Origin of the sequence: Microbacterium aurantiacum (assembly GCF_040532595.1) — a bacterium.
GTDB lineage: Bacteria > Actinomycetota > Actinomycetes > Actinomycetales > Microbacteriaceae > Microbacterium > Microbacterium chocolatum_B.
This window is the reverse complement of record NZ_JBEVYX010000002.1, coordinates 97,124-118,465: the sequence shown is the minus strand read 5'-3', so window position 1 is coordinate 118,465 and position 21,342 is coordinate 97,124. Positions and strand designations below refer to the sequence as shown.

Below are 21,342 nucleotides of genomic sequence, written 5' to 3'. Positions count from 1 at the left end.
GCCTAGGACAAGGTCTCGTCGCGGCTGCGAAGGAGAAGACCCACGGCGCGCACCGGCCCAGGCTACCACCGCCGCCCCGCCGACACCGTGCGCGACGTCGTGAGACGATTCGTGCGTCGCGGACACTCTGGTTACGAGAGACGACGACCATCGACGTGGAAGGACACCGAGGGGTGGGAACGGCACGGATCGACAGGCGGGATGACGCTGCCCTGGTCGCCGCGGCCTCCGAGGGCAGCGAGCGGGCGTTCGGCGAGCTGTTCCGCGCCTACGCCAAGCCCGTGTTCTGGGTGGCGCACGGAATCCTGGGGGATGCGGCGGATGCCGAGGATGTGACGCAGGAGACCTTCGTGGTCGCCTGGCGGAAGCTCCCGGGGCTGGAGCTCGCGGGAGCATCCCTCCTCCCCTGGCTCGTGACGATCTGCCGCTTGCAGAGCGCGAATCGCGTCCGTGTCCAGCAGCGTGACCGCCGGCATCGCTCCGCGCTGATCGACGAGACCCTGCCGTCCACGGTCGACGTGGAGCAGCAGGTGATCACCGACCGGCTCGCCGCGCGGATCGCGGACGAGGTGGCGGGGCTCAGCGACCTGGACCGGGAGATCTTCCGGCTGTGCGCGGCCGAAGGCTACGCCTACCAGGCGGCCGCCGCGGAGCTGGGGGTCGCGCACGGCGTGGTCCGGAACCGTCTCTCTCGCATCCGCACGAGATTGCGGACCGTGGTGAAGGAGAGCACGTGAACAGGTCGGAGAAGGACGATGAGGTGGTCCTCACCCCCATCGACGATGAGCGTCTCGCGCGCATCGAGGACGGGGTGTTCACCCGGATCGGCGCGGATCGGCGGGAGGACGCACGTCGTCGCGCCCGGCGCGGGCGCGTGTGGATGGCCGGGGGCGCCGCCGCGGCGGTCATCGCGGTGGCCGCCGTCATCGCGCCGAGCGTGGGAGATGTCGTCACCGGAGGGAGTGACGCCGCCGTGGCGCCGGCCACCGGTGACGTGTTCGATTCCGGGGCCGTCACGCTCGACGCGATGCCGGAGACGGGCGCTGAGTCGGGCACGGCTGCGGACCTGCGGGGCGGCGCGGCGGCGGTCGATGGCACGCAGGTCATCTCCTCGGCCTCGGCGACGGTGAAGGTCGACGATCCGGGTGCGGCGCTCGAGGCCGTCGGCGCCGCTGCGACGGCTCGCGGCGGATACGTCGAGTCATCGCGGATCGGCGCGTGGGAGCCTGTCCAGCCCATCGACGTCATGCCCGCCGAGTCCGCCCCCGCCGTCTTCCCGGAAGCGTCGGGCGGATGGGTAAGCGTCCGCGTCCCCGCCGAGGAGCTGCCTGCGCTGCTCGAGGACCTCGCCGAGATCGGCGAGGTGGTCACGTCGTCTCTCGACCGCACCGATGTCACGACCCAGGTCGTCGATCTGCAGGCGCGGGTCGACGCGGCACGGACGTCGGTCGAAAGGCTGACCGAACTGCTCGCGCAGGCCGCCGACGTCAGCGACCTGATCGCCGCCGAGTCGGCCCTCGCGGAGCGCCAGGCGACGCTGGAGTCGTATCAGCAGCAGCTCGACATGCTCGACGAACAGGTCGCGATGGCCTCCCTGTGGGTGACCGTCGAGCCGCGGACGACGTCGGTGTCCGCCGACCCCGCCGGCTTCACCGACGGGGTCGCCGCGGGGTGGAACGGGCTGGTGGCGACGCTGAACGCGATCGTCATCGCCCTGGGGTTCCTGGTTCCGTGGCTCCTCGTCGTCGGCGTGGCCGGCGTGGTCGTCTGGATCGTCGTGCGGACGATCCGTCGCCGTCGACGCGGCCGTCGTGCGACGCCCCCCGAGTCGAAGACGGAGTGACAGGACGCGCGAACGAAGAAGCCCGGACCTTCTGGTCCGGGCTTCTTCGTGTTGGTGACCCCAGCGGGATTCGAACCCGCGTTACCGCCGTGAGAGGGCGGCGTACTAGGCCGCTATACGATGGGGCCGTTTTCGCAACCGTTCGAGTATGCCATGGCATTCGCGCCGGAGACAAATCGAGGCCGGAATCGATCGCGGGCTTGTCGCGCACGAGCCCGCCCAGTTGACTCGGGGCATGCGAGTGACAAAGTTCGAACACGCCACCCTGGTGCTCCGCGAGGCCGGCAAGACCCTCGTGATCGATCCCGGGTCGTTCACCTCTCCCCTGGACGACCTCGGCGATCTCGTCGGCGTCGTCATCACCCACGAACACGCGGACCACTGGTCTGCGGAGCATCTGTCGCGGCTGCGCGACCAGCATCCGGGCGTGCCGATCTACGGCCCGCCCGGCGTGGTCGCGGCCGCTGCGGGGTTCGATGTCGTACCCGTGCATCCGGACGACCGCCTCGATCTCGCCCCGTTCGATCTCCGCTTCTTCGGCGGTCGTCACGCGGTGATCCACTCCTCCATCCCCGTGGTGGACAACGTGGGGGTCCTCGTGAACGAACGCTTCTACTACCCCGGCGACTCGTACGCCGTCCCGCACGGCGTGAAGGTGGAGCTCCTCGCCGCACCCGTGGGTGCGCCGTGGCTGAAGATCGGCGAGGCCATCGACTTCGTGCTCGCCGTCGCGCCGCGACAGGCGTTCGCCACCCACGACATGACCCTCTCGGCCGCGGGGCGGGAGATGGGTCGGGCGCGGCTGCGCTGGGCCGTCGAGCAGGATGGGGGCTCGTTCACGGCGCTCGATCCCGGGGACTCCGTGGACCTCTGATCACGGCTGGACGAAGGACGGGGACGGATGCCGCTCGGCATCCGTCCCCGTCTTTCGTGCGTGCGACTACTCCGCGTCGAGATCGGTCTCCAGGAGCGCGACCAGCTCATCGAGCGCCTGCTCGGCGCCCTCGCCCTCCGCCTTCAGGGTGACGACGGTTCCCTGCGCGGCTCCGAGACCCATCAGCGACAGGATGCTCCCGGCATTGAGGTCGGCGCCGCCGTCGACCGCGATCGTGACGGGGACGGGCTTGTCCTGCACGGCCTGGACGAAGAGCTTCGCCGGTCGGGCGTGCAGCCCGGAGCTACTGGCGATGGTGGCTTGGCGTTCTGCCATGATTTCTCCTTCGAGGGGATGGACGGTGTTCAGACGGCGACCGCGGCCTGCATCGGCGCCTCGGCCTGCTCGAGCTCCTTGCGGCCCACCCACTTCTTGAGGGCGACGACGACGAGGGCGGACACGACCGTACCGGCGATCAGGGCGATCAGGAAGCCCCAGATCGGGTTGATCGCGAAGAACACGAAGATGCCGCCGTGCGGGGCGAGGGACTGGACGCCGAAGACCATCGTCAGCGCACCGGTCACGGCGCCGCCGACCATGGACGCCGGGATGACGCGGAGCGGGTCGGCTGCGGCGAACGGGATGGCACCCTCGCTGATGAACGACGCACCCAGCAGCCAGGCGGCCTTGCCGTTCTCGCGTTCGACAGGAGTGAAGAGGTCGCGCGCCAGCACGGTCGATGCGAGCGCCATCGCGAGCGGGGGCACCATGCCGGCGGCCATCACCGCCGCCATGATGAGGTACGGCGTGGGGTTCTCCGCCGACCCCGCCGCAAGACCCGCGACGGCGAAGGCGTACGCGACCTTGTTGATCGGACCGCCGAGGTCGAAGCACATCATGAGGCCGAGGATGACACCCACCAGGACGATGCCGGAGGTGCCGGCCAGGTCGGTCAGCCAGACGTTCAGCGCCTCCATGAGGGTCGCGATGGGACGCCCGAGGAAGAGGATCATGAGACCCGACGCGACGATCGAGGCCACGAGCGGGATGATCACCACCGGCATGAGACCCCGCAGCCAGCGCGGCACGTCGAGACGACCGATGGCGGCGGCCACGAAGCCGGCGAGCAGGCCGCCGATGATGCCGCCGATGAAGCCTGCGTCCATCAGCACCGCGACGGCGCCCGCGACGAAGCCCGGTGCGATACCCGGTCGATCCGCGATGGCGAACGCGATGTAGCCCGCCAGCGCCGAGACGAGGAATCCCATCGAGGTCGCACCGATCATGAACATGACCGACCCGAGGTACTGGCCCAGCGGCCCGAACTGCGAGGTGATGTCCTCGGTGGGCAGGTCCCACAGCGAGTTCTGGGTGATGACGTTGCCGGCGTTCGCGGTGACCTCGTACCCGCCGAGCGCGAAGCCGAGGGCGATCAGCAGACCACCGCCCGCGACGAAGGGGATCATGTAGCTCACGCCGGTGAGGAGGATGCGCTGGATGCGGGCTCCCCAGCCGATGTTCGCGTCGGATGTCGACGCGGACGCCGTCGCGGCCGCCGCAGCGTTGACGCGCGGTGCCGACGGGTTCTTCGCCGCCGCGACCGCCTCGGCGATGAGCGCCGCGGGCTGTTCGATGCCGCGCTTCACCCCCGAGCGGACGACGGGCTTCCCGGCGAAGCGCTGGAGTTCGCGGACGTCGACGTCGGTGGCGAAGATCACGGCGTCCGCGTCGTCGATGACGGTCTGCGGGAGCGCCTGGTAGCCGCTGGACCCCTGGGGCTCGACGGTCAGCGCCACGCCGGAGGATTTCCCCGACGCGGTCAGGGCGTCGGCGGCCATGAAGGTGTGGGCGATGCCGGTTGCGCAGGAGGTGACCGCCACGATGCGGGCGGGACGGCCCTCGATCAGGAGGGTGTCGTCCGCGGCGGGAGCGGATGCCGGCGTCGACGCGGCCGCGGCGGCGACCGGTCCGGCGACGTCGGCGGTGCCTGCCTCCTCGCCGATCGCACGACGCACGATCGCGACGACGTCCTCGTCGGTCTCCGCAGCCCGCAGTCCCGCGGTGAAATCGTCCTGCATGAGGCTGCGGGCGAGCTTGGACAGAACGGCGAGGTGCGCCTCGGCAGCGCCGGCGGGTGCGGCGATGAGGAAGACGAGGTCGGCCGGACCGTCGGCGGCGCCGAAATCGACGCCCGGCCTCAGCCGCGCGAAGGCCAGCGACGCTTCGGAGACCGCTGCGCTCTTGGCGTGCGGGATCGCGATCCCGCCGGGCAGCCCGGTCTCGTCCTTCTGCTCGCGGGCCCATGCGTCGGCGAAGAGGCCGTCCGCGTCGCCGGCGCGGCCCTGCGCGACGACGCGTTCGGCGAGAGCGCGGATGACGGCGGCTTTGTCGCCGCCGAGGTCGACGTCCAGGCTGACGAGGCCTGGAGTGATGGTCTGGGACACGGTGACCTCCAATGGTCGGGGTGATGCGGGATGGTGATCAGGAGAGAGGGGTGACGGGCACATCGTCGTGGGGAAGGTCGGAGGGGCGGGGAGCCTGGGTCCCCGGCAGGGACGCGGCGGCGGCCCCGTAGAGGATCGACGATCGGAGCCGATCCGCGGGCGCGGCGCCGTCGTGCTCGGCGAGGAGATACCCCGCCAACGCACTGTCGCCGGCACCGACGGTGCTCGCCACCTCGATGCGCGGGGGACGGCCGTACCACTCCCCTTCGGGCGTCGCGAGAACCGCGCCGTCCCCGCCGAGCGTGACGAGGGCGGCGCCGATCCGCGAAGACGCCACGAGCCCGCGCGCGGACCCGGTGACATCGGCGACGAGGGAGTCGGGCGACGCGGCGACCCCCGTGAGCTCGGCGAGCTCCTCGTCGTTGGGCTTGATCAGATCGGGTCGTCCGTGCGCGACGACCGCTCGAAGGGCGGCGCCCGACGTGTCGACGGCGATGCGCGGTGCGGCGTCTCCGAGAGCCCCGCGGACCGCCTCGATCACGCGGACGTAGAAGTCGTCGCCCGCCCCGGGGGGCACGGAGCCCGCCAGCACGAGCCAGCGCGCGTCCCGGGACGCATCGACGACGGCCGCGATCACGGCGTCCGCTTCCGAGGCCGACAGGGTCGCCCCCGGGAGGTTGAGCTTGGTCGTCACACCGAGCGGGTCGGTGACCGTGAGGTTCGCCCGGGCGAGCCCGGCGATCGGAACCCGCACGGCGTCGATCCGCGTGGCCCGCAGGACGGAGTCGAACGGGTCCTCGCTCGAGAGCGGCAGCACGGCACGGGAGTCGACCCCGGCGGCCGCGACGACGCGCGCGACGTTGATGCCCTTCCCCCCGGCATCCTCCCGCCCCGCGCGGGCGGCCTGCACCTCGCCCGGCTGCAGCGGCGCGTCCAGCATGACGGTGCGATCGAGCGACGGGTTCGCGGTCAGGGTGACGATCATGCGAGCCACACCTCGGCGTCCGCGGCGGCCAGCGCGCTCGCCAGCTCCGCGCTGGGCGGAGCATCGGTGACGAGGACATCGATGTCGGCGACATCCGCGAAGGAGACCAGGGACTCGACGCCCATCTTGTCGGCGTCGGCGAGGACGATCACACGACGTGCGGAGCGGACGATCGCGGCCTTGACCGCGGCCTCCGCCGGATCGGGCGTGCTGAGACCGAAGTCGGCCGAGATCCCGTTCGTCCCGACGAAGGCGAGGTCCGGACGGAGCGCCCGGAGGGAGTCGACCGTCGCGGGCCCGACCGCGGCGGCGGTGATCCCCCTCACCTGCCCGCCGAGGAGGGTCAGCTCGACCCCCGGAGCCGTCGACAGCGCGTGCGCCACCGGCACGGCGTGGGTCACGGCGTCGATCCGCGCGCCGGTCTGGGCGACGCGGTCACCGATGAGCCGCGCGACGGCAGCGGCGGTCGACCCGGCGTCGAAGAGGATCGAGCCGCGCCATCCGCGGGTGATGACGTCGACGGCACGCCGCGCGATGGCGTCCTTCGCGCCCGCGTTGACGCTCGTGCGCTCGGCGATGGAGACCTCAGCGGTGCTGCCGACTCGGGCGGGTACGGCGCCCCCATGCACCCGCCGCAGGACGCCCTGTTCCTCCATGGCGTCCAGGTCCCGTCGGATGGTCTCCGTCGTCACCTTCAGGTCGCGCGCGAGGTCGACCACGGTCACACGACCGCGCGCCGACAGGTTGCGGGTGATGTGAGCGTGTCGCTCCGTCGCGTACATGGTCCATCCTCAGCGTCAAGGTGCCCTCACGCTACAACACAAACCAACGCAAAACAAGAAGAAACCACACAAAGCAACATCGGGTGGGCCGCGGCGGTGTGGGAACGCAAGAAGCCCGGCTCTCCGCAGTGCGGATGCCGGGCTTTCTGCCTTGCTGGGGTACCTGGACTCGAACCAAGAACAACTGAACCAGAATCAGCCGTGTTGCCAATTACACCATACCCCAAGGGGGTTCCGACCGAAGTCGTACCGAGGGACGAGTCTATCCCACGGCCGACGAGCGGACAAACCGGTCGGAACCCGGGCGGGTCACCGGTCGACGAAGGCGGCCAGGCGACGAAGGCTCGCGTCCTTGCCGAGGAGTTCGAGCGATTCGAACAGGGGCGGGGAGATCCGCCGGCCGCTGACGGCGACGCGCAGCGGGCCGTAGGCGACGCGCGGCTTCAGCCCCATGCCCTCGATCAACGCGGACGCGAGCGCATCCTGGATCGCGGCCGCGGTGAACTCCGATGCAGGAAGCACCTCGAGGGCACCGACGGAGGCGACGACGACCTCGTCAGCGTTCGCCGGGAGCGAGGCGATCGCGTCGTCCTCGTACGACACGGTGTCGGCGAAGAGGAAGCCGAGGAGACCCGGGGCGTCGCCCAGGAGGGGAAGCCTCTCCTGGATGAGCGGCGCCGCCTCCGCGACCAGGCGCGACTGCTCCGCTGTGGGAGGAGTGCTGATGACCCCCGCATCCTGGAGGTAGGGGACGATGCGGTCCGCGAAGGCCTCGGGAGGCAGCATCCGTATGTGATCGCCGTTGATGGCCTCCGCCTTCTTCTGATCGAATCGGGCAGGGTTCGGGTTGACGTCGCGGATGTCGAACGCCGCCACCAGCTCATCCAAGGAGAACACATCTCGGTCGGGAGCGATCGACCACCCGAGGAGGGCCAGGTAGTTCAACAGGCCCTCGGGGATGAACCCCTTCTCGCGCTGGAGGAAGAGGTCGGCCTTCGGATCGCGCTTGGAGAGCTTCTTGTTCCCGGTGTCTCCGAGCACGAGGGGCATGTGGGCGAACCGCGGGACGAAGGTCGTGACACCGGCGTCCACGAGCGCGCGGTAGAGCGCGAGCTGCCGCGCGGTCGACGGCATCAGATCCTCGCCGCGGATGACATGGGTGATCCCCATCAGCGCGTCGTCGACGGGATTGACGAACGGGTAGAGCGGAATGCCGCCCGCGCGGACGAGGACGAAGTCCGGGAAGGAACCCGCGGGGAAGGTCACCTCACCGCGGATGAGGTCGACGTAGGTGAGGTCCTCGTCCGGCACGCGCAGACGCCAGGCCGGCTGCCGTCCTTCGGCGCGGTAGGCAGCCCGCTGCTCCTCAGTGAGATCCCGGTCGAAGTTGTCGTACCCGAGCTGCTTCGCGCGCCCGTTCGCCTCGTTGCGCGCATCGATCTCCTCCGCGGTGGAGTAGCTCTCGTAGACCGCGCCCGCGTCGACGAGCTTCTGGAGCACATCCCGGTAGACCTCGTGGCGCTGCGACTGTCGATACGGCGCGTGGGGCCCACCGACCTCGACCCCCTCGTCCCAGTCGATGTGCAGCCACCGCAGGGCGTCGAGCAGCTGCTGGTAGCTCTCCTCGCTGTCGCGGGCCGCGTCGGTGTCCTCGATGCGGAAGACGAGCTTTCCGCCGTGGTGGCGGGCGTACGCCCAGTTGAACAGGACGGTGCGGATGAGACCGACGTGAGGCAGACCGGTGGGCGAAGGACAGAATCGCACGCGCACATCGGCGCCGGTGGCGGTGGTGGTTCGAGGATCGACTGAGGCAGACATCGCCTGCAATTCTAGGTGCCCGCTCCCCCGGCCCCTCTCCCCCGTGCCGCGCCGTCGGCGACGGCGACCGGTGCGAGCACGACCGTGGCGACCACGGCCGCACCGACCACGAGTGCGAGGCCGCTATAGCCGATCGCCGCCAGGACGACTCCCGACCCGATCGCGCCGAGGGCTCCGACGAAGCTCATGGCGAAGTCGCTGAACCCCTGCCGACGGGTACGCCGATCCTCCGCGGAGGCCTCGGTGAGCAGCGCGGCGCCCGCGACGGTCGCAGCACTCCAGCCCAGACCGAGCAGGATGAGCGCCAGGGTCACGGCCGCGGTGGATTCCGCTCCGAAGGAGGCGAGGACCAGGGATGAGGCGAGGACGCCCTGACCGAGGAGGATCGTCGGCATCCGCCCCCACCGATCGGCCAGGATCCCGAACAGGGGCGCCAGGGCGTACATGCCCGCGATGTGAAGGCTCAGGGTGAGGCCGACGACGACCAGGTCCGCACCGTGATGCAGGAGATGCACGGGGGTCATCGCCATCACCGAGACCATCACGACGTGCGAGGCGGCGACCGCGAAGACGGCGTACCGCGCGAGTCGCGGCCGGTCCGCACCGGCCACGGCGCCCTGAGAGAGCCCCGCGGCGGCCGTTCGCAGCCGCACCGCGAGCACGAGCGGGTCGGGACGGAGCGCCGCGAGATAGAGGACGATGGCGAGCGCCTGCGCGGCGATGGTGAACACGTAGGCGCCGGTGAGCGGCGGCATGCCGAGTGCGGCGCCGAGCGCTTCCCCCGGCCCGGCGAGGTTCGGTCCCAACACCGCCCCCACGGTCGTCGCCCACACCACGAGCGAGAGATCACGTCCGCGGGTGGCGTCCGTGGCCAGATCGGTCGCGGCGAATCGGGACTGCAGGTTCGCAGCCTGCCCCGCACCGACGAGGAAGAACGCCGCGAGAAGGAGCACGAACGAGCCGACGGAAGCGGCGAGGATGACGCCGACGACACCGACAAGCGCCCCCATGGTGCCCACCGTCAGCGACGCGCGACGCCCGGCACGACGTGCCAGGGCCGCGAGCGGCATCGCGACGGCAGCCGTCCCGAGCGTCACCGCAGCGGTGGCCAGGCCCGACAGGGCATCATCCCCGGACACCTCCGCGGCGAGGACCGCGCCGAGGGAGAGCGTGGCGCCGAACGCCACGCCCCCCAGCACCTGACCGACGCTGAGGACGGTCACGGTGCGGCGCTGAACACCGGCGCGCTCGCCCGCGGAGGGCAGGGGGAAGGACTGCGTCACATCGCGGACGACGCGCGCACGGTGTTGCGGAGGGTGCCCAGTCCTTCCACATCCACCTCCACGGTGTCGCCGGCGACGATCGGGCCGACGCCGGCGGGCGTGCCGGTGAGGATGACATCGCCGGGCAGGAGGGTGAACGCCGCGGACGCGTAGGCGATGACATCGGCGAGCGAGAAGATCATGTCGCTGACCGGCCCGTTCTGACGTTCCTCGCCGTTGACGCGCGTGCGCACGCGCGCCGAGCCGGTGGGATCGAAGTCCGTCTCGATGGCGGGTCCGAGCGGGCAGAACGTGTCGAACCCCTTCGCTCGCGCCCACTGCCCGTCGCTGCGTTGCAGGTCCCGCGCGGTGACGTCGTTGGCGGCGGTGTAGCCGAAGACGTAGTCGAGGGCGTCGGCCGCGGACACGTTCTTCGCGATCCGCCCGATGACGGCGGCCAGTTCGCCTTCGAAGTCGACGCGCTCGGACTGCGGCGGCAGAACGATGGCATCCCCCGGACCGATCACCGAGGTGTTCGGCTTGAAGAACAACAGCGGTTCGGCCGGTACGTCGTTGCCGAGCTCGTTCGCGTGATCACGGTAGTTGCGTCCGACGCAGACGACCTTCGAGCGCGGGATCACCGGTGCGAGGAGGGCGACGTCGCCGAGCGGAACCCGCTCGCCCGTCGTGTCGAAGCCGGCGAAGAGGGGATCCCCCGCGAGGACGACGAGCTCACCGTCGTCGAGGATGCCGTAGCGGATGGCGTCGTTGTGGCTGAAACGGACGATCTTCACGGCGGCCTCAGGCGTCCAGGCGGGTCAGCCAGCCGTGGACGTCCTCGCGGCGCCCGTACTGGATGTCGGTCAGCTCCTCGCGCAGCGACAGCGCGAGCGAACCGCTCGGCTGCTCGTCGAGGAAGTCGCGCCCCTTCAACGTTCCGATCGGTGTGACGACGGCGGCCGTACCGCACGCGAACACCTCGACGATGTCGCCGGATGCCACGCCCTCGCGCCATTCGGAGAGGGAGACCGAGCGGCCCTCGACGTGATGTCCGCGGTCGCGCGCGAGCTGGAGGATCGAATCACGTGTGATGCCCTCGAGGATCGACGGGGACTGGGGAGTCACCAGCGTGCCGTCCTTGCGGACGAAGACGACGTTCATACCGCCGAGCTCCTCGACGTTGCCGTCCGCGTCGAGGAAGACCACCTGGTCGCACTCGTTCTCGTACGCCTCGGACTGCGGGAGCAGACTCGCGGCGTAGTTGCCGCCGGTCTTGGCCGCACCCGTCCCCCCCTTGCCGGCGCGGGCGTAGTCCTCGCTGAGCCAGATCGACACGGGCTGCACGCCGCCCTTGAAGTACGCGCCCGCGGGCGAAGCGATGACGTAGTAGCCGACCTTGTGCGCCGGACGCACGCCGAGGAACGCCTCCTTGGCGAACATGAACGGCCGGAGGTACAGGCTCTGGTCGGGACCGGCGGGCACCCAGTCGCCGTCGACGGCGATCAGCTCGCGCAGCGACTGGATGAAGTAGGACACCGGCAGCTCGGGGAGCGCGAGGCGCCGGGCGGAGCGCTGCAGGCGCCGTCCGTTCTGGTCGGGTCGGAAGGTGTGGATCGAGCCGTCGGCGTGGCGGTAGGCCTTGATGCCCTCGAAGATTTCCTGGCCGTAATGCAGGACCGCCGCCGCCGGGTCGAGCGAGAGGGGGCCGTACGGCTGCACGCGGGGGCGGTGCCAGCCGCCGGTGACCGACCAGCAGATGTCGATCATGTGGTCGGTAAAGCGTGTGCCGAAGCCGGGATTGGCGAGCACCTCCTCCCTCGTCGCCGCGGGGGCGGCATTGAGGTTCCGCGAGACGGTGAAGGTCAGCGGGGGCAGTCCGGTGTCGGTGTCGGTGTCGATGAGGGTCATTTCACGTCCTGGATGTCGGGTCGTCGGCGGCGTCGACTGGTGCTCAGATTACGCCCGGAGGCGCCCGGCGATCGCGTCGCCGATCTCGGAAGTGGTCCGGGCTTCTCCGCTCCGGGCCGCGATGTCCGCTTCGACCGCCCGAGTCACGCGCGACGCTTCCGCGGTGAGACCGAGGTGCTCCAGGAGGAGCGCGGTGGAGAGGATGGCGGCCGTGGGGTCGGCGATGCCCTGACCGGCGATGTCCGGAGCCGAGCCGTGGACGGGCTCGAACATCGACGGGAACGTGCCGTCGGGGTTGATGTTGCCCGAGGCGGCGAGGCCGATGCCACCGGTGACGGCTCCGGCCAGATCCGTGAGGATGTCACCGAAGAGGTTGTCGGTGACGATCACGTCGAAGCGAGCGGGGTGGGTGACCAGGAAGATCGTGGCCGCGTCGACGTGGAGGTAGTCTACGGCGACGTCGGGGAACTCCGCGCCGACGGTGTCGACGATCCGCTTCCAGATCCCGCCCGCGTGCACGAGCACGTTGGTCTTGTGCACGAGCGTCAGGCGCTTCCGGCGACGCTGAGCCTGGGCGAAGGCGAAGCGCACCACCCGCTCGACACCGAAGGCCGTGTTGACGGATGTCTCGTTGGCGACCTCGTGCGGCGTGCCACGGCGGATCGTGCCGCCGTTCCCGACGTAGGGGCCCTCGGTTCCCTCTCGGACGACGACGAAGTCGATCTCCCCCGGATGGGACAGGGGGCCCGAAACCCCGGGATAGAGCCGTGACGGCCGCAGATTGACGTAGTGGTCGAGCTCGAAGCGCAGCTTCAGCAGCAGGCCCCGCTCGATGTTCGCATCCTTCAGACGGGGATCGCCCGGAACCCCGCCCACCGCTCCGAGGAGGATCGCGTCGTGCGAGGCGATCGCCGCCAGGTCGGCATCCGTCAACGTGTCGCCGGTCGCGAGGAAGCGGTCGGCGCCGAGGAGGAAGGTCGTGCGCTCGAAGCGCACGACGCCGGTCTCGACGACCGCCTCCAGCGCCTTCACGGCTTCGGCGATGACTTCGGGTCCGATGCCGTCTCCGGGGATGACGGCGAGCTTCACGGTGCGGGGCATTCCCCCAGGTTACTGGCGACGCCCCAGCGTCGCCGCTGCGATGACGCCGGCGATCACGACGAGTCCGGCGCCGATGAGGGCGGTGACGGTGACGCCCGCGCTGAAGGCCGTTCCCGCGGCATCCGTGAGGGCTCGAGCGAGGGTCGGATCGACGTTCGCGGCCACCTGCGACGCGCCGGCCAGCGTTTCGCGCGCGGCCAGCGCCGAGTCCCCCGATATCCCGTCCGGGACCACGAGGTTCGCGCGGTACAGGGCCGTCAGGATGCCGCCGAGGACGGCTGTACCGAGAACGGCGCCGAGTTCGTAGGCCGTCTCCGAGACCGCGCTCGCCGCCCCGGCCTTCGCGGGAGGGGCGCTGGCGAGGACGAGCTCGTTGGAGACCGTCTCGGCGGCCCCGATCCCGATGCCCAGCGAGACGAACGCGACCACCAGCAGCAGGAGGCTTCCGCCCGCACCCATCCCGGAGACGGCGATGTACCCGCCGACCGAGAACAGCAGCGCCACGGGGACCACGATCCGCGGTGCCACCCGGCGCGCGATCGGGACCACCAGGAGACCGGCTGCGATCATCGCGGCGAGACCCGGCACCAGCGCGAAGCCCGCGTTCATCGGGCTGAGCCCGAGGATCAGCTGCAGGTACTGGGCGACGAAGAACAGGAATCCGACGAGCCCGACCACGCTCAGGAGGTTGACCAGGAGCGCACCGCTGAAGGTCGCATTGCGGAACAGCCGGACATCGAGCATCGGCTCCGCACGGCGCAGCTGCCGCCGGACGAACAGGACGCCGAAGCCCAGCCCGACGACGAAGAGGAAGGGCGCGGCGCTGGCGAGGCCGTAGACGGCGAGCTCCTTGATCCCGTAGACGATCGGGATCATCGTCGCCAGCGACAGTCCGATGCTGAGGGGGTCGATGCGGCCGGGGTTCGGGTCCCGGCTCTCCGGCACCAGGATCGGCGCGAGGACGAGGAGCGGAATCAGCACCGGCACCGCCATGAGGAACACCGAGCCCCAGCCGAAGTGCTCCAGCAGGATCCCGCCGACGATCGGGCCCAGCGCCGCTCCGGCCGAGAACATGGAGGCCCAGATCGCGATCGCGAAGCGTCGCTGATCACGATCGGTGAAGATGCTCCGCAGGAGCGACAGCGTCGAAGGCATGAGCATCGCTCCGAACACGCCCATCGCGGCGCGCGCCACGATCAAGAGGCCCGCCGTCGGGGCGAACGCCGCCAGGGCGGAGACGGCGGCGAAGCCGGTCGCACCGATCATCAGCATCCGCCGACGACCGAAGCGGTCCCCCAAAGTCCCCATGGTCACGAGAAGGCCCGCGAGCACCAGTGGGTACGCGTCGATGATCCACAGCTGCTGGGCGCTGGTCGGGGCGAGATCGACCGCGATGGCGGGGAGTGCGAAGCTCAGCACGGTGTTGTCGACCGAGACCAGGAGCACCGGCAGCATGAGGACGACGAGAGCAGCCCAGCCGCGCCATCCGACCCGCTGGGTCTTCTCGGCCCGGATCGCGGCGGTGATGGTTTCGGTGGTCATTGCGTGCTCCAGTTTCTATACCGTCCAGCCGGTATAGTATCAGGATGCCGACCGTCCCGTCGATACGATCGACAGCATGAGCCGCCCCCCGCTTGCGAAGGAACGGGTTCTCGACGCGTTCGAGGCGATCCTGGTCGACGACGGCGACCGCGCCGCGACGATGGACGCCACCGCGCGCGCCGCGGGCGTCTCGAAGGGCGGCCTGCTGTATCACTTCGCCTCCAAGGAGGCGCTCGAGGGCGCCCTCCTGGAGCGCCTCCGTGTGCTCGTCGCGGAGGACGTCGCCGCCATCGAGGCCGCAGGGGACGGCGCGATCGCCTACTTCCTCCGGTCCTCGATCATGCAGAACGATCCCCTCGATCGAGCGATCCTCGCCGCGTCGCGGCTGGCCCAGGGCGGGAAGGACGCCGCGGGCGACGCCCTCCGCGCCATCCGCGACGAGTGGGCGCGCGTACTGCGGCCGCACGCGCGCGACGAGGCCGCCCTGAACCTGGTGATGCTCGTCAGCGACGGCCTCTACTTCAACAACGCGCTCGCCGGCGGGTCCATCCCGGGCCCGGTCCCCGAAGGCCCGGAGCTGGACGCGCTCATCGCCCTCGTCGAACGCGCCGCCCGCGGCTGACGGGCTGCGGCGCTGTGCTCAGTCCTCGGTGATCTCGATCTGACGGAAGAGGTCCGCCCCCGTCGCTTCGCGCATCTCGTCCAGGATCTCCTCGGGTACGGAAGCACCGACGGTCAGGACCGACAGTGCACGGCCCGAACCGTCCGGCTGGGCGACCTGAAGCGCCTCGATGTTGATCCCGGCGGCTCCCAGCTTCTGGCCGTAGATGGCGACGATCCCGGGACGGTCGGCGTAGCGCATCACGACATGATGGTGCGCGAGGGCGACCTCGATCTCGTAGTCGTTGATGCCGACGACCTTCGGGACCATGCGCGTCCCGGCCAGCGTTCCGGACACGGTCAGCACCGATCCGTCCGACAGCGTGCCGCGAAGAGTCGTGATGTTCCGATACAGCGGGCTCTCCGACTCGACGATGAGTCGTGTCTCGATCCCGCGCTGCTCGGCGAAGAGGGGCGCGTTGACGTACGAGACGTTGTCGCTCACGACGTTGGTGAAGATGCCCTTCAGCGCGGCGAGTCGGTAGACACTGACGTCGTAGGCCGCCAGCTCGCCGCGCACCTCGATGTCGAGACTCGTCAGCGCGGCGGGCGACAGCGCCGTGAAGAACTGTCCCAGCTTCTCGACCAGGGCGATCCCCGGGCGGACGAAGGGGTCGATCACGCCGCCGGCGACGTTGACCGCGTCGGGGACGAGATCGCCTTCGAGGGCGAGCTTCACCGATCGTGCCACCGAGACGCCCGCCTTCTCCTGTGCCTCGTCGGTGCTCGCGCCGAGATGCGGGGTGGCGACGACGTTCGGGAGGGCGACCAGGCGGGCGGCCACCGAGTCTGCGGCGGGCGGCTCGGCGGTGAAGACGTCCAGGCCCGCAGCCGCGATCGTCCCCGCCGTGAGGGCGTCGAACAGCGCCTGCTCGTCGATCAGGCCGCCGCGGGCGACATTGACGACCGCCGCGGTCGGCTTCATCATCTCCAGCTGCTCGGCGCCGATCATGCCGGTCGTCTCGGGCGTCTTCGGCATGTGCACCGTGATGACATCGCTCTGACGCAGGACCTCGTCGAAGGTGAGGAGCTCGATCTGCAGCTGCTGCGCGCGCGCCGGGGTGACGTAGGGGTCGAAGCCGACCACCCGCACGCCGAACGCCCGCAGCCGTTCGGCGACCAGAGCGCCGATACGCCCGAGTCCGAAGATGCCGACGGTCTTCTCGAAGAGTTCCGTCCCCGTGAAGGAGCTGCGCTTCCACTGGCCGGCTGCGAGTGACGCGTGGGCTGCGGGGATGTGGCGGGCGATGCTCAGGATGTGTCCGACGGTGAGCTCGGCGGCGGAGATGACGTTCGAGGTCGGGGCGTTGACGACCATGACTCCCGCCGCCGTCGCCGCCTTGATGTCGACGTTGTCGAGTCCGACGCCGGCGCGGGCGACGACCTTCAGCGCGGGGGCTGCGGCCAGGGCCTCACCGTCGATCTTCGTCGCCGAACGCACCAGGACCGCCTGTGCGCCCGCGAGGGCGGAGAGCAGTGCCGGACGATCGGTGCCGTCCACGTGGCGCACGTCGAAGTCGGGTCCGAGCGCGTCGATCGTGGCGGGAGAGAGCTCTTCGGCGATGAGGACGACAGGCTTCGTCACAGGTGATTCCTTCGGGGCAGAGCGCGACGGCGCGGGGCGATGCAGGATGCCGCGCCTGCAGCGGGCGCGCGGCGGGCCGCCAGCAAGCCTAGCGCGGGCGCGCACCCCCGCCGCACGTGTGACGGATCAGCCGATCAGCGCGGAGGTGTTCAGCGTCGCGTAGGCGACCACGTTCAACCAGAAGACGGCCACCAGGGCAAGGCCCACGATCATGAGCAGCGCCAGCTGATGTGCGCGACGACGGAGACCGAGCGCGAACGCCGCTCCCCAGACGAGGAGGGGGAAGACCGCGGCGAAGATCCAGAGGAACCACCCCAGCGCGTTGAGGGACAGGCCGAGGTCTCCCGCCACTCGAACCGTCTCCACAAGGTTTCCGACCGCGTTCCAGACCGCATAGGCGTAGAGCAGGCCGAACAGGCCGGAGATCGTTGCGACGACCCAGACGGGGCGTGCCGTGCGGCGCGGCTGCGCGTCGGTACCGGCGCTCACTGTCCCACCGCCCCGATCATGACGAAGGGCCAGGGCAGAAGGAGGACGACTCCCGCCGCCAGCCACGCGAATCGCACCCAGCTGCGGATGGACCGGGTCATGAGGAGCACCGAGCCGAACCACAGCGCCGGTGCGAGCACGGCCAGCCACAGGCTCCCCTGGAACATCGCATCGGCGATGAGGTACTGCGCCCGTCCCTGCAGTCGGAGCCCGCCGACGAGCCAGCCGATGGCGTACAGCAGGTAGACACCCCCGAGGACCCCGACGGTGATGAGCGCCGCGTTCCCGGCGCCGGGAGCGGGCGGGTCTTCGGCCACGGCGGACGGCGTCGATGCGGACGTGTCGGGGTGCTCCGTCGCCGGCGTGTCCGACCGTGCCTCGCTCCCCCGACCGACGGCCGTGAATCCGGGCGGCAGCGTCGGCGCGCCTTCGGATCCGACGTCCAGCGTGGGGTCGTCGTCCCCCGACCAGCTCAGGGCGTCGTCGTCGGCTCTCGCGTTCACCCGCTCAGCCTAACGCGGGGAAGAAGAAGGCTCCCGCCCCTGGGTGCGGGGGCGGGAGCCGGAGTCGCCGGGCGTGTGCGCCGGACGGGTACGGGTCAGCGCGCGGCGCTGCCCTCGGTGTAGTCGGAGTCCTGCTGCTTCCACGCGAAGAGCGCGCGAAGGTCCTTGCCGACTTCCTCGATCGGGTGCTGCGCGGCCTTGGCGCGCAGCTCCTGGAACTCCACGGCGCCGTTGTCCTGGTCGCCGATGAACCGCTCGGCGAAGGCACCGGACTGGATGTCGGCGAGCACCGCCTGCATGTTCTCCTTGACGCGGGGGTCGATCACGCGCGGACCCGACACGTAGTCGCCGTACTCGGCCGTGTCCGAGACGCTCCAGCGCTGCTTGGCGATGCCGCCCTCCCACATGAGGTCGACGATCAGCTTCAGCTCGTGCAGAACCTCGAAGTACGCGATCTGCGGCTGGTAGCCGGCCTCGGTCAGGGTCTCGAAGCCGTACTGGACGAGCTGCGAGACGCCACCGCAGAGGACGGCCTGCTCACCGAAGAGGTCGGTCTCGGTCTCCTCGGTGAAGGTGGTCTTGATGACTCCGGCGCGGGTGCCGCCGATGGCCTTGGCGTACGACTTGGCGAGGTCCCAGGCGGAGCCGGAGGCGTCCTGCTCCACCGCGATGATGTCCGGGATCCCGCGACCGGCGACGTACTCGCGACGGACCGTGTGCCCGGGCGCCTTCGGCGCGACGAGGATGACGTCGACACCCTCGGGCGCCTGGATGTAGCCGAAGCGGATGTTGAACCCGTGCGCGAACGCGAGGGTCTTGCCCGCCGAGAGGTGCGGCTTGATCTCGTTGCTGTAGATCCCGCGCTGGTGCTGGTCGGGCGCCAGGATCATGATGAGGTCGGCCCACGCGGCCGCATCCGACACGGACAGGACGCGGAAACCGTCCTCCTCGGCCTTCGCGGCCGACTTCGAGCCGTCCTTGAGGGCGATGACGACCTCGACACCCGAATCGCGCAGGTTCTGGGCGTGGGCGTGACCCTGCGAGCCGTAGCCGACGATCGCGACCTTCTTGCTCTGGATCAGCGCCAGGTCGGCGTCGTCGTCGTAGAAGATTTCAGCCATCTTCGTGGTTCTCCTTGTATCGAGAGGTGGTCGTTCGATCGCGCCGCACCCGCCCAACGACCCGGGGGCGAGGCGGCGTGGGTCACCCGCGCAGGACGCGTTCGGTGATGCTCTTGCCGCCGCGGCCGATGGCCAGCAGCCCCGACTGGGCGAGTTCCTTGATGCCGAAGGGCTCCACTGCGCGCAGGAACGCGTCGATCTTCCCCTTGTCGCCGGTGACCTCGACGACGACGGCATCGGGTGCGTAGTCGACGATGTGGGCGCGGAAGAGGTTGACGACCTCGAGCACGTTGGATCGGGATGCGTTGTCGGCCCGCACCTTGACGAGCATGTGCTCGCGCTGGACGGATGCCACGGGGTCGAGCTCGACGATCTTGATGACGTTGACGAGCTTGTTCAGCTGCTTCGTCACCTGCTCCAGCGGGAGCTGGTCGACGTCGACGACGACGGTGATGCGCGAGAGGCCGGGCACCTCGGTCACACCGACGGCGAGGGATTCGATGTTGAAGCCGCGACGGGCGAAGAGGCCCGCGACACGCGTCAGCAGACCCGGCTTGTCCTCGACGAGGAGGCTCAGAACGTGACTGGGCATCTCAGTCCTCCTGCTCGCCGAAGGCCGGCGAGTGGTCGCGTGCATACTGCACGTAGCTGTTGCTCACGCCCTGCGGCACCATCGGCCACACCATCGCGTCCGCGCTCACCACGAAGTCGATCACGACGGGGCGGTCGTTGGTCTCCAGAGCCGTGCGGATGGCGGCATCCACGTCCTCCTCCTTCTCCACGCGGATCGCGAGGCATCCGTAGGCCTCGGCGAGCTTGACGAAGTCGGGGATCCGGATCGATCCGTGCCCGGTGTTGAGATTCGTGTGCGAGTACCGACCGTCGTAGAACAGGGTCTGCCACTGGCGCACCATGCCGAGCGAGGAGTTGTTGATGATCGCGACCTTGATCGGGATGTTGTTGATCGCACAGGTCGCGAGCTCCTGATTGGTCATCTGGAAGCATCCGTCGCCGTCGATCGCCCACACCGCACGCTCGGGCTCGGCGACCTTGGCGCCCATGGCGGCGGGCACGGCGTATCCCATGGTCCCCGCTCCCCCGGAGTTCAGCCACGCATTCGGCCGCTCGTACTTGATGAACTGCGCGGCCCACATCTGGTGCTGACCGACACCGGCGGCGTACACGCCCTCGGGGCCGGTGAGCTCGCCGATCCGCTGGATGACGTACTGCGGGGCCAGGAGACCGTCGGAGGTGGGGGCGTACCCGAGCGGGAACTCGGACCGGAGGCCGTCGAGGAACGACCACCACTCCGAGATGTCCGGCTGTGCGCCGTCGATCGTGCCGCGGAAGGCGGCGTCGAGGTCGACGAGGACGTCTTTGAGGTCTCCCACGATCGGCACGTCCGCCGTGCGGATCTTGGAGATCTCCGCCGGGTCGATGTCGACGTGGATCACCTTCGCGTTCGGCGCGAAGAGAGCGGCCTTCCCGGTCACGCGGTCGTCGAAACGAGCACCGAGAGTGATGAGCAGATCGGCTTCCTGAAGGGCCAGCACGGCAGGCACCGTTCCGTGCATCCCCGGCATTCCGAGGTGCTGCTCGTGCGAGTCCGGGAACGCGCCGCGAGCCATGAGCGTCGTGACGACCGGGGCCCCGGTCGACTCGGCGAGGGAGAGCAGCTCCTCCGACGCGCGGGCGCGGACGATGCCCCCACCGACGTAGAGGACGGGCTTCTTCGCTTCGGCGATGAGCTGTGCCGCCGCCTGGATCTGCTTGCCATGGGCCTTGGTCACCGGGCGGTACCCGGGGAGGTCGATCTTGGGCGGCCAGACGAACGGAGCCTCCGCCTGCTGGGCGTCCTTCGTGATGTCCACCAGGACGGGACCCGGACGACCCGTGGATGCCACCTCGAATGCCGCGGCGATGGCGCCCGGGATGTCCTCGGCGTCCTTGACCAGGAAGGAATGCTTCGTGATCGGCATCGTGATGCCGACGATGTCCGCCTCCTGGAAGGCGTCCGTCCCCATCAGGGTGGAGAAGACCTGACCGGTGATGCACACAAGGGGCACGGAGTCCATGTACGCGTCGGCGATGGCCGTCACGAGGTTTGTCGCGCCCGGCCCCGAGGTCGCGATGGCGACGCCGATCTTGTTGGACGCGGCCGCGTAGCCCTCGGCCGCGTGGCCGGCCCCCTGCTCGTGTCGGACCAGGATGTGGCGGATCTCCGACGTATCCATCAGAGGGTCGTAGACGGGCAGGATCGCGCCGCCCGGCAGGCCGAACACGTCGGTGACGCCGAGCAGTTCGAGCGAGCGGACGACCGCCTGGGCGCCGGTGAGCACGGGCGCGGACGCGGTGCGGGCGGGTGGCCGGGGAAGGGCCGTTGCGGTTTCGGCGGGCATGGTGATGATTCCTCGATACGAGATGG

General features: G+C 70.0%; 20 protein-coding genes and 2 tRNA genes. 4 read left to right on the top strand and 18 right to left on the bottom strand.

Translation table 11 applies throughout. From position 1 onward, the window contains the following. The first annotated feature begins 155 nt into the window (after window positions 1-155). The gene (locus tag ABXJ56_RS12780; protein WP_354000127.1) at window positions 156-737 is read left to right on the top strand and encodes an RNA polymerase sigma factor; all 582 of its coding nucleotides are present in this window, start codon (window positions 156-158) and stop codon (window positions 735-737) included. Continuing rightward, window positions 734-1,843: a DUF4349 domain-containing protein gene (locus ABXJ56_RS12775; protein WP_354000126.1), complete on the top strand. Its 1,110-nt coding sequence runs from the start codon at window positions 734-736 to the stop codon at window positions 1,841-1,843. The genes ABXJ56_RS12780 and ABXJ56_RS12775 overlap by 4 nt, the downstream gene beginning before the upstream one ends. Before the next feature lie 52 nt (window positions 1,844-1,895). Here the strand turns inward: ABXJ56_RS12775 and ABXJ56_RS12770 are convergent. After that, window positions 1,896-1,971: transfer RNA gene (locus ABXJ56_RS12770), tRNA-Glu, on the bottom strand. Between the two features lie 107 nt (window positions 1,972-2,078). On the opposite strand from ABXJ56_RS12770, the gene ABXJ56_RS12765 reads away from it, so the two are divergent. Then, the gene (locus ABXJ56_RS12765) at window positions 2,079-2,717 is read left to right on the top strand and encodes an MBL fold metallo-hydrolase (RefSeq protein ID WP_354000125.1); all 639 of its coding nucleotides are present in this window, start codon (window positions 2,079-2,081) and stop codon (window positions 2,715-2,717) included. Between the two features lie 66 nt (window positions 2,718-2,783). On the opposite strand, the gene ABXJ56_RS12760 is transcribed toward ABXJ56_RS12765, so the two are convergent. The 11 genes from ABXJ56_RS12760 to ABXJ56_RS12710 form a co-directional block, all read right to left on the bottom strand. After that, the gene (locus ABXJ56_RS12760) at window positions 2,784-3,053 is read right to left on the bottom strand and encodes an HPr family phosphocarrier protein (protein ID WP_354000124.1); all 270 of its coding nucleotides are present in this window, start codon (window positions 3,051-3,053) and stop codon (window positions 2,784-2,786) included. 29 nt (window positions 3,054-3,082) lie between these two features. Next, window positions 3,083-5,161 (bottom strand): PTS fructose transporter subunit IIABC, encoded by a 2,079-nt coding sequence (locus tag ABXJ56_RS12755; RefSeq protein WP_354000123.1) that lies wholly within the window; start codon window positions 5,159-5,161, stop codon window positions 3,083-3,085. Between the two features lie 37 nt (window positions 5,162-5,198). Further along, window positions 5,199-6,146 (bottom strand): 1-phosphofructokinase family hexose kinase, encoded by a 948-nt coding sequence (locus ABXJ56_RS12750; protein ID WP_354000122.1) that lies wholly within the window; start codon window positions 6,144-6,146, stop codon window positions 5,199-5,201. Then, complete coding sequence (locus tag ABXJ56_RS12745) at window positions 6,143-6,928, bottom strand: DeoR/GlpR family DNA-binding transcription regulator (protein WP_354000121.1); 786 nt, start codon at window positions 6,926-6,928, stop codon at window positions 6,143-6,145. The genes ABXJ56_RS12750 and ABXJ56_RS12745 overlap by 4 nt, the downstream gene beginning before the upstream one ends. 154 nt (window positions 6,929-7,082) lie before the next feature. Continuing rightward, window positions 7,083-7,154, bottom strand: a tRNA-Gln gene (locus tag ABXJ56_RS12740). A gap of 83 nt (window positions 7,155-7,237) precedes the next feature. Continuing rightward, window positions 7,238-8,746, bottom strand: a complete 1,509-nt coding sequence (gltX, locus tag ABXJ56_RS12735; protein ID WP_354000120.1) for a glutamate--tRNA ligase — start codon at window positions 8,744-8,746, stop codon at window positions 7,238-7,240. An 11-nt stretch (window positions 8,747-8,757) separates the two neighbouring features. Then, window positions 8,758-10,029 (bottom strand): MFS transporter, encoded by a 1,272-nt coding sequence (locus tag ABXJ56_RS12730; protein WP_354000119.1) that lies wholly within the window; start codon window positions 10,027-10,029, stop codon window positions 8,758-8,760. Next, window positions 10,026-10,802 carry a fumarylacetoacetate hydrolase family protein gene (locus tag ABXJ56_RS12725; RefSeq protein ID WP_354000118.1) on the bottom strand — a complete coding sequence of 259 codons (777 nt, stop codon included), beginning with the start codon at window positions 10,800-10,802 and terminating at the stop codon, window positions 10,026-10,028. The genes ABXJ56_RS12730 and ABXJ56_RS12725 overlap by 4 nt, the downstream gene beginning before the upstream one ends. A 7-nt stretch (window positions 10,803-10,809) precedes the next feature. Next, complete coding sequence (locus ABXJ56_RS12720; RefSeq protein ID WP_354000117.1) at window positions 10,810-11,916, bottom strand: branched-chain amino acid aminotransferase; 1,107 nt, start codon at window positions 11,914-11,916, stop codon at window positions 10,810-10,812. A 48-nt stretch (window positions 11,917-11,964) separates the two neighbouring features. Continuing rightward, on the bottom strand, window positions 11,965-13,017 hold the full coding sequence (locus tag ABXJ56_RS12715; RefSeq protein WP_354000116.1) for a 3-isopropylmalate dehydrogenase: 1,053 nt from the start codon (window positions 13,015-13,017) through the stop codon (window positions 11,965-11,967). 9 nt (window positions 13,018-13,026) lie between these two features. After that, window positions 13,027-14,559 carry an MFS transporter gene (locus ABXJ56_RS12710; protein ID WP_354000115.1) on the bottom strand — a complete coding sequence of 511 codons (1,533 nt, stop codon included), beginning with the start codon at window positions 14,557-14,559 and terminating at the stop codon, window positions 13,027-13,029. A 76-nt stretch (window positions 14,560-14,635) separates the two neighbouring features. Between ABXJ56_RS12710 and ABXJ56_RS12705 the strand changes: the two genes are divergently transcribed. Next, window positions 14,636-15,181 (top strand): TetR/AcrR family transcriptional regulator, encoded by a 546-nt coding sequence (locus tag ABXJ56_RS12705; protein ID WP_354000114.1) that lies wholly within the window; start codon window positions 14,636-14,638, stop codon window positions 15,179-15,181. Between the two features lie 18 nt (window positions 15,182-15,199). Here ABXJ56_RS12705 and serA read toward each other — a convergent pair whose 3' ends face one another. From serA to ABXJ56_RS12675, 6 genes are all read right to left on the bottom strand, one after another. Beyond that, window positions 15,200-16,804, bottom strand: a complete 1,605-nt coding sequence (gene serA, locus ABXJ56_RS12700) for a phosphoglycerate dehydrogenase (protein ID WP_354000113.1) — start codon at window positions 16,802-16,804, stop codon at window positions 15,200-15,202. A gap of 126 nt (window positions 16,805-16,930) precedes the next feature. Then, window positions 16,931-17,293 (bottom strand): bacitracin resistance protein, encoded by a 363-nt coding sequence (locus ABXJ56_RS12695; RefSeq protein ID WP_354000112.1) that lies wholly within the window; start codon window positions 17,291-17,293, stop codon window positions 16,931-16,933. Next, window positions 17,290-17,796, bottom strand: a complete 507-nt coding sequence (locus ABXJ56_RS12690) for a DNA polymerase III subunit gamma/tau (protein ID WP_354000111.1) — start codon at window positions 17,794-17,796, stop codon at window positions 17,290-17,292. Before ABXJ56_RS12690 ends, ABXJ56_RS12695 begins: the two co-directional genes overlap by 4 nt. A 95-nt stretch (window positions 17,797-17,891) precedes the next feature. After that, window positions 17,892-18,917 carry a ketol-acid reductoisomerase gene (gene ilvC, locus ABXJ56_RS12685; protein WP_354000110.1) on the bottom strand — a complete coding sequence of 342 codons (1,026 nt, stop codon included), beginning with the start codon at window positions 18,915-18,917 and terminating at the stop codon, window positions 17,892-17,894. Between the two features lie 82 nt (window positions 18,918-18,999). Then, a complete protein-coding gene (ilvN, locus tag ABXJ56_RS12680) occupies window positions 19,000-19,509 on the bottom strand; it encodes an acetolactate synthase small subunit (RefSeq protein ID WP_354000109.1) in 510 nt (169 codons plus the stop codon). Window position 19,510: 1 nt separating this feature from the next. Continuing rightward, on the bottom strand, window positions 19,511-21,316 hold the full coding sequence (locus ABXJ56_RS12675; protein ID WP_354000108.1) for an acetolactate synthase large subunit: 1,806 nt from the start codon (window positions 21,314-21,316) through the stop codon (window positions 19,511-19,513). Between the last annotated feature and the right edge of the window lie 26 nt (window positions 21,317-21,342).

Coding starts and splice junctions, on each gene's coding strand:
- ABXJ56_RS12745 (WP_354000121.1), bottom strand. CDS start 6,928: ATGTACGCGACGGAGCGACACGCTCACATCACCCGCAACCTGTCGGCG.
- ABXJ56_RS12765 (WP_354000125.1), top strand. CDS start 2,079: ATGCGAGTGACAAAGTTCGAACACGCCACCCTGGTGCTCCGCGAGGCC.
- gltX (WP_354000120.1), bottom strand. CDS start 8,746: ATGTCTGCCTCAGTCGATCCTCGAACCACCACCGCCACCGGCGCCGAT.
- ABXJ56_RS12715 (WP_354000116.1), bottom strand. CDS start 13,017: ATGCCCCGCACCGTGAAGCTCGCCGTCATCCCCGGAGACGGCATCGGA.
- ABXJ56_RS12760 (WP_354000124.1), bottom strand. CDS start 3,053: ATGGCAGAACGCCAAGCCACCATCGCCAGTAGCTCCGGGCTGCACGCC.
- ABXJ56_RS12705 (WP_354000114.1), top strand. CDS start 14,636: ATGAGCCGCCCCCCGCTTGCGAAGGAACGGGTTCTCGACGCGTTCGAG.
- ABXJ56_RS12720 (WP_354000117.1), bottom strand. CDS start 11,916: ATGACCCTCATCGACACCGACACCGACACCGGACTGCCCCCGCTGACC.
- ilvN (WP_354000109.1), bottom strand. CDS start 19,509: ATGCCCAGTCACGTTCTGAGCCTCCTCGTCGAGGACAAGCCGGGTCTG.
- ABXJ56_RS12710 (WP_354000115.1), bottom strand. CDS start 14,559: ATGACCACCGAAACCATCACCGCCGCGATCCGGGCCGAGAAGACCCAG.
- ABXJ56_RS12750 (WP_354000122.1), bottom strand. CDS start 6,146: ATGATCGTCACCCTGACCGCGAACCCGTCGCTCGATCGCACCGTCATG.
- ABXJ56_RS12675 (WP_354000108.1), bottom strand. CDS start 21,316: ATGCCCGCCGAAACCGCAACGGCCCTTCCCCGGCCACCCGCCCGCACC.
- ilvC (WP_354000110.1), bottom strand. CDS start 18,917: ATGGCTGAAATCTTCTACGACGACGACGCCGACCTGGCGCTGATCCAG.